The sequence below is a fragment of the Pseudomonas sp. PB103 genome, assembly GCF_009764635.1.
GTDB lineage: Bacteria > Pseudomonadota > Gammaproteobacteria > Pseudomonadales > Pseudomonadaceae > Aquipseudomonas.
This window is the reverse complement of sequence record NZ_RWIL01000110.1, coordinates 23653-30871: the sequence shown is the minus strand read 5'-3', so window position 1 is coordinate 30871 and position 7219 is coordinate 23653. Positions and strand designations below refer to the sequence as shown.

6 protein-coding genes are annotated in these 7219 nt (G+C 60.5%); 4 read left to right on the top strand and 2 right to left on the bottom strand.

What is annotated here, in order from left to right; translation table 11 throughout:
- The first annotated feature begins 134 nt into the window (after positions 1-134).
- Complete coding sequence (gene selD, locus EJA70_RS19500; protein ID WP_158832858.1) at positions 135-1169, top strand: selenide, water dikinase SelD; 1035 nt, start codon at positions 135-137, stop codon at positions 1167-1169.
- A complete protein-coding gene (gene mnmH / locus EJA70_RS19495; RefSeq protein ID WP_158832856.1) occupies positions 1169-2275 on the top strand; it encodes a tRNA 2-selenouridine(34) synthase MnmH in 1107 nt (368 codons plus the stop codon). Before selD ends, mnmH begins: the two co-directional genes overlap by 1 nt.
- Positions 2276-2407: 132 nt before the next feature.
- Here mnmH and EJA70_RS19490 read toward each other — a convergent pair whose 3' ends face one another.
- On the bottom strand, positions 2408-3082 hold the full coding sequence (locus EJA70_RS19490) for a hypothetical protein (RefSeq protein WP_008081474.1): 675 nt from the start codon (positions 3080-3082) through the stop codon (positions 2408-2410).
- A gap of 332 nt (positions 3083-3414) precedes the next feature.
- Between EJA70_RS19490 and EJA70_RS19485 the strand changes: the two genes are divergently transcribed.
- Positions 3415-4113 carry a glutathione binding-like protein gene (locus tag EJA70_RS19485; RefSeq protein ID WP_158832854.1) on the top strand — a complete coding sequence of 233 codons (699 nt, stop codon included), beginning with the start codon at positions 3415-3417 and terminating at the stop codon, positions 4111-4113.
- Positions 4114-4366: 253 nt separating this feature from the next.
- On the top strand, positions 4367-5341 hold the full coding sequence (gene hemB, locus EJA70_RS19480; RefSeq protein ID WP_158832852.1) for a porphobilinogen synthase: 975 nt from the start codon (positions 4367-4369) through the stop codon (positions 5339-5341).
- A 128-nt stretch (positions 5342-5469) separates the two neighbouring features.
- Here hemB and EJA70_RS19475 read toward each other — a convergent pair whose 3' ends face one another.
- The gene (locus EJA70_RS19475) at positions 5470-7005 is read right to left on the bottom strand and encodes an FAD-dependent oxidoreductase (RefSeq protein ID WP_158832850.1); all 1536 of its coding nucleotides are present in this window, start codon (positions 7003-7005) and stop codon (positions 5470-5472) included.
- Positions 7006-7219: the final 214 nt, after the last annotated feature.

Genomic DNA, 7219 nt, shown 5'->3' with positions numbered 1-7219 from the left:
CGCAGCCTGCGGCAGCTCCTACATGGGATTTGTGTAGGAGCTGCCGCAGGCTGCGATCCTTTGATCTGTTGGCTTTCAGTCCGGCTGTCCGTGCTCTGCTAGAATCGGCCTCATTCACAGCCTGAGACTTCCCCATGAGCGAGCCGATTCGTCTGACCCAATACAGCCACGGCGCCGGTTGCGGCTGCAAGATTTCCCCGCAGGTGCTGGAGGTGATTCTGGCCGGCAGCGGTGCGCAGAACCTTGATCCGAAACTCTGGGTCGGCAACGCCTCGCGCGATGATGCCGCAGTGTACGAAATCGATGCTGAGCGCGGCGTGGTCTCGACCACCGACTTTTTCATGCCGATCGTCGACGACCCGTTCGACTTCGGCCGCATTGCCGCCACCAACGCGATCAGCGACATCTACGCGATGGGCGGCGATCCGCTGATGGCGATTGCGATCCTCGGCTGGCCGGTCAATGTGCTGGCGCCGGAAGTCGCGCGCGAAGTGATTCGCGGCGGCCGTGCGGTATGCGACGCGGCAGGCATTCCGTTGGCAGGCGGGCATTCGATCGATGCGCCGGAGCCGATCTTCGGCCTCGCCGTCACCGGCCTGGTGGAAAAACGCCACATGAAACGCAACGACACCGCCACCGCCGGTTGCCGGTTGTACCTGACCAAACCGCTGGGCATCGGCATCCTCACCACCGCCGAGAAGAAGGGCAAGTTGCGCGCCGCCGACGTCGGCGTGGCCCGTGACTGGATGTGCACACTGAACAAACCGGGCAGCCGCTTCGGCAAACTCGCCGGCGTCACGGCGATGACCGACGTCACCGGTTTCGGCCTGCTCGGTCATCTGGTGGAAATGGCAGACGGCAGCAAGCTGACGGCGCGCATCGTTTATGACCGGGTGCCGCGTCTGGACAGCGTCGAGTATTACCTCGATCAGGGTTGCGTGCCCGGCGGTACCCTGCGCAATTTCGACAGCTATGCGAGCAAGGTCGGCCGCGTGCAGGAACTGCACAAACGGGTGCTCTGCGACCCGCAAACCAGCGGCGGCCTGCTGATTGCCGTTACCCCTGAAGGCGATACCGAGTTCCTTGCCGTCGCCGCCGAACTGGGCCTGAAGCTGGCGCCAATCGGCGAACTGGTTGAGCGACAGACGAACGCAGTCGAGGTGATTTGATGCTCCGCGACTGCACTGACTACCGAGACATTTTCCTCAACGACCGGCCGCTGATGGATGCCCGTGCGCCGGTCGAGTTTCACAAGGGCGCATTCCCCGGCGTGATCAATCTGCCGCTGATGACCGATATCGAGCGGCAGAAGATCGGCACCTGCTACAAGCAGCACGGTCAGCAGGCGGCCATCGAATTGGGTCATCAACTGGTGAGCGGCGCGGTGAAAGCCGAGCGCATCCAGGCCTGGGCCGATTTCGCCCGCGCCCATCCTGATGGTTATCTCTATTGTTTTCGCGGCGGCCTGCGTTCGCAGATCACTCAACAGTGGCTGCGTGACGAAGCGGGTATCGACTATCCGCGCGTCGGCGGTGGTTACAAGGCGATGCGCAACTTTCTGATCGACACCACTGAGCAGGCCATCGCCCAGTGTGATTTTGTCCTGCTGGGCGGCATGACCGGCACCGGCAAGACTGAAGTGCTGGGGCAACTGCGCAACGGCCTGGACCTGGAAGGTCACGCCAATCATCGCGGTTCCAGTTTCGGCAAACGGGCTACCGGGCAGCCCTCCAACATCGATTTTGAAAACCGTCTGGCCATCGACATCCTCAAGAAACGTGCTGCCGGCATCGAGCAGTTCGTGCTGGAAGACGAGAGCCGGGTGGTCGGCAGTTGCGCCTTGCCGCTGCCGCTGTATCAGGGCATGCAGCAGTACCCGATGGTCTGGCTGGAAGACAGTTTTGACGATCGCGTGGAGCGGATTCTGCGCGATTACGTGGTGGATCTGTCGGCGGAATTTTCGACGGTGCACGGGGAGGAAGGGTTCACGTTGTTCTCGGAGCGGCTGCTGGAAAGCCTCAACAACGTGCAGAAACGCCTTGGGGGCGAGCGTCATCAGCGCATGTTGCTATTGATGGAAGCGGCGTTGATCGAGCAAGGGCGTAGCGGCGCAGTGGATCTGCATCGCGGCTGGATCGAGGGGCTCCTGCGCGAGTATTACGACCCGATGTATGTGTTCCAGCGCGAGAAAAAGGGCGGGCGGATCGAGTTTGCGGGGGAGAGCGGGGCGGTGATCGAGTATTTGCGTGGGCGGGTGAATCGGAAAGATTCCTAGTGTTTTTGCCGGCCTCATCGCTGGCAAGCCAGCTCCCACAGGTATCGTGGATGTACACAGATATTATGTATATCCACGATACCTGTGGGAGCTGGCTTGCCAGCGATGGGGCCCGTAAAGGCAACAAATGACTCAGGTCGGACAGGTTTCCTTGCCGTGGTCCAGCCCCTGCTTGTAGCTGTGGCTCTGCAAACTGGCCTTGCCGTTGTGCCAGGTCAGGGTCAGCACGTACAGCGAATCAAAATCGTCGCCCGACCAGTCATCGGTAATGTTCTGCTTGCCGCCGACCGCTGTGCCCGCGACCTTGTTGATCAATTCCGGCAGATAACCATGGGACCACGCGGTGTAAATCGTCGAGTTGTGGTACTTGTCGGTGAGCAGTTCGCGGGCCAGGTCGCTGGTGTCATTGGCGGAAAACTCGATGTTCACCGGCAAGCCGAGCTTGATCGCTGCCGGGCTGATGGTCATCAGCGGGCGAATGTAGCTGTAGGAATTGTCCAGCTCGCCTTCCTCGACATTGCGCGTCGGGTTCGCGGCGAACACGTAGTCGGCTTTGCCGAATTTTTCCGGCAGTAGCGTCGACAGGTCAATGGCGCGGTTCAAACCCTGGCAGTTGAGCTGGCCGAGACCGCCCTCGGGCTTTTCGGCGTGGCGCAGGAACACCAGCGTCTGCGTGCCATCCGCCGGTTGTGCGCGGCTTTCGCTGGATTCAAGCGACAGAAACAGCGCACTGGCCGCCAGCAGGGAGGGCAGGACCACGTAAGCGCGTTGTTTGAAGCGTTTGGCGAAACTTATCAAGTTCGTCATGGAATAAGGGGTTCTTCAGCAATTTCGGTTAAGGCGGACAAACCTTTACACCGCGGGCTCCCAGCACCGGGTGTTTTCCCTGTCGTGAACGGCTTCCTTTGCAACAAAGGCATAGCTCAGAGTCCTCTGAGGCCGATTTGGTTCGATCCCGCACTTTAGCGGCAACCTTCAACGGTCTGGTCGCAGCTTAACCACAGGATGTTACGGTTCATGTAGGAGCTGCCGCAGGCTGCGATCTTTTGACCTTGCTCTAAGGCTCAAGATCAAAAGATCGCAGCCTGCGGCAGCTCCTACATTATGATCAGGCTTTCATTTGTGACTGGATGCTTCCCATGACCGATCTGTCCGCGTTCCCGATCACCCATAAATGGCCGGCGCAGTACCCTGACTGGATTCAGCTCTACTCCCTGCCGACCCCCAACGGCGTCAAAGTCTCGATCATGCTCGAAGAAATCGGCCTGCCGTACGAGCCGCACAAGGTCGCTTTCGACAGCAACGATCAGTTGTCCGCGGAATTTCTGTCGCTGAACCCGAACAACAAGATCCCGGCGATTCTCGATCCGCATGGCCCGGAAGACCAACCGCTGCCGTTGTTCGAGTCCGGTGCGATCCTGATTTACCTGGCCGACAAGAGCGGGCAGTTGCTGGCGCAGGAAGGCGCGCTGCGTTACGAAACTATCCAATGGCTGATGTTCCAGATGGGCGGTATCGGCCCGATGTTCGGCCAGCTCGGTTTTTTCAACAAATTCGCCGGCAAGGATTACGAGGACAAGCGCCCGCGTGACCGATATGTCGATGAGAGCAAGCGCCTGCTGAAAGTTCTCGATACCCGCCTGGAAGGCCGCGACTGGCTGATGGGCGAACGCTACACGATTGCCGATATCGCGACGTTCCCGTGGGTGCGCAACTTGATCGGCTTTTATGAGGCCGGTGATCTGGTCGGCATCCAGAACTTCCCCAACGTCACCCGCGTGCTCGAGCGCTTCCTCGCCCGCCCGGCAGTCATTCGCGGCCTGACCATCCCCTCCTGATTTTCGGGCTACAGACATAACCCTGTGGGAGCTGGCTTGCCAGCGATGACGCCGGCACAGTCGACATCTGTGTTGCCTGAACCACCGCGATCGCTGGCAAGCCAGCTCCCACAGGGATTTACAGTGTTCTGAAGGATTGTTGCGCGCCCGGTAATGCACTCTTGATTGATCCAGGTTTGTACCCCGCCCCCCGCAAGGCATAAGCTTCGCCCCCTACGACTTTCGTCTCATCTTCCGATTTCAGGAAAGCCTCATGTCCAGCCAGTTCCCCGAAGCACGTCCCCGCCGTCTGCGCCGCAATGCGAGCCTGCGCAGTCTGTTCCAGGAAACCGAATTCAGCCTGAACGATCTGGTCCTGCCGATTTTCGTCGAGGAAGAAATCGACGACTTCGTGCCGATCAAAAGCATGCCCGGCGTGATGCGTATTCCCGAGCGCAAACTGGCCAGCGAAATCGAGCGTTATGCCCGCGCGGGTATCAAGTCGGTGATGACCTTCGGCGTCTCGCATCACCTGGATGGCAACGGCAGTGACACCTGGCGTGAAGACGGTCTGGTCTCGCGCATGTCGCGCATCGCCAAGGATGCCGTGCCGGAAATGATCGTGATGTCCGACACCTGCTTCTGCGAATACACCGATCACGGCCACTGCGGCGTGATGCACAACCATGAAGTCGACAACGACCAGACACTGATCAACCTCGGCAAACAAGCCGTGGCAGCGGCGCGTGCCGGTGCTGACGTGATCGCGCCGTCGGCAGCGATGGACGGCCAAGTGCGGGCGATTCGCCAGGCGCTCGATGCAGCCGGCTTCACGCAGATTCCGATCATGGCGTATTCGACCAAATTCGCTTCGGCGCTGTATGGCCCGTTCCGCGAGGCCGGTGGCAGCGCGCTGAAGGGCGACCGCAAAAGCTACCAGATGAACCCGATGAACCGCCGCGAAGCGTTGCGTGAATCGTTGCTTGATGAGCAGGAAGGCGCGGATGCGCTGATGGTCAAACCGGCCGGTGCCTACCTGGACATCATCCGCGACATTCGTCAAGCCTCGAACCTGCCGCTGTCGGCGTATCAGGTCAGCGGCGAGTACGCGATGATCAAATTCGGCGCGCAGGCCGGTGCGATTGATGAAGATCGCGTGGTGCGTGAAAGCCTGGGCGCGATCAAGCGCGCGGGTGCGGATTTGATCTTCACCTACTTTGCGATGGACCTGGCCCTGGCCGGGATCTAAAGACCACCGCACAACCCTGTGGGAGCTGGCTTGCCAGCGATAGCGGTGGATCAGTCAACATTGATTTTGACTGTGCTGACGTCATCGCTGGCAAGCCAGCTCCCACAGGGGGTTGTGGTGTTCTTAGGTCAGGGGCAGTTGAAGAAAGGGCGGATGCCGTGATCGCGGAAGTAGCGTTCGATCACTTTCGGGTCGGCGCTGTTGTCGGCAAGCGCCACGTAGGTGTCCGGGCGTAAGAGGTAGAAACCGTTACGCCCCAAGCCTGCTGTTTCAAACGCCGGACGCCAGTCGAACACATGCAGCGGCAAATGATGCTCGTGGCACCAGGCAATCATTTCGTCGCTGGTGTCGCCATACACATGCACTTGCCAGCAGGGCTGGCGTAGCGGTTCGTAATTATCCCCTTCGCCATCATGCGCCCACGGCAAGCGGTCACCGCCGTGGACGTGGCCGGCGGCACCCTGGCTCAGCGGCATGCCGCGATAGTTGAGGGTGACTTGTGACACCGTGCGAAACAGGAACTCGCGACTGGCTTCGAACGCGGCCATTTTCGGGATCAGAAACGGTGCCACGCGCATGCGCAGCAGATCGGCCAGACGCCCCTCGGCAGTGACAAAACTGAACACCTTGTCGGTGGTCGACACCAGCCGGCGCGCGAAGGCAATGCGCTCGGTTTCGTAGCTGTCGAGCAGACCCGGCTCGGCACCACCGCTGAGTACCGCCGCGAGTTTCCACGCCAGATTGATCGCATCGCCAATGCCGGTGTTCATGCCCTGACCGCCCGCCGGGCTGTGCACATGCGCAGCATCGCCGAGCAGGAACGCGCGTCCGCTGCGAAAGTGTTCGGCCACGCGGTGATGCACGCGGTAGGTCGAGAACCAGTGCACGTCTTCTATATGGACTTTCAGGTGCTCGATGGCGCGGCTGCTGACATCGGAAAACGCCAGGGTTTCGGCACGCTCCGCGCGTTCATCACGTACGGTGCCGATCAGCCGCGCGCGGCCTTCGCCGGCCAGTGGAAACACCGCGAGAAAATCGGCCTCGTCGAGATCCAGATGCAGTTCGCCATTCAGTGCCGGGCCGCTGGCCTGCACGTCTGCGACATAGAAAATCTGCTGGTAAGTGCCGCCGGGAAATCCTGCATCGAGGCTTTTGCGCACCACCGAGCGGGCACCGTCGCAGCCTGCCAGATAACACGCCTGGCAAATTGCCTGTTCGCCATCGGGCAGACGCAGATGCGCGGTGATGCCGTCGCCACTTTCTTCGAAGCTTTCCAGCGTGGTGTTGCGTTCAACCGTCACGCCATAATCTTCGAGACGTTCGATCAGTAGTTTTTCGTGCTCATCCTGCGCAAAGATTTCGACGAACGCGTAAGGCGTCAGGCCCTCGCCGATGCGGTTCAGCGGCAACTGTGCGACCGGTTTGCCGTTGACCCAGAAATTCGCCGCTGCCACCCGGTGACCGTTGCGCACCACGGTGTCGGCCAGGTCCAGTTGCCGATACAACTCCAGCGTCCGCGCCTGCACCGCCAGCGCCCGCGAAGTGGTGCCAGGTGCAGAGGTCTTGTCGATGATGCGCACCTGCACGCCGAGTTTGCTCAGCCACAGGGCCAACACCAGCCCGGTGGGGCCGGCGCCGATGATCAGAACGTCGCTGCGGTTCATGGGCCTGTCCTCCTGTTGCTGTGCAGCAAGTATGGATCAGAAGGACGGGCTGGCCAGTTCAACCGCTATCGCGAGCAGGCTCACGCCTACAGGCTTGATGTACCTGGATCAAATGTAGGAGTGAGCCTGCTCGCGATGAGGCCAGACCCCCCCAAAAAAAACCAAAAAAGGCCCCGCAGCGATCAAAGCCACGGAGCCTTTTTACATGACGGTG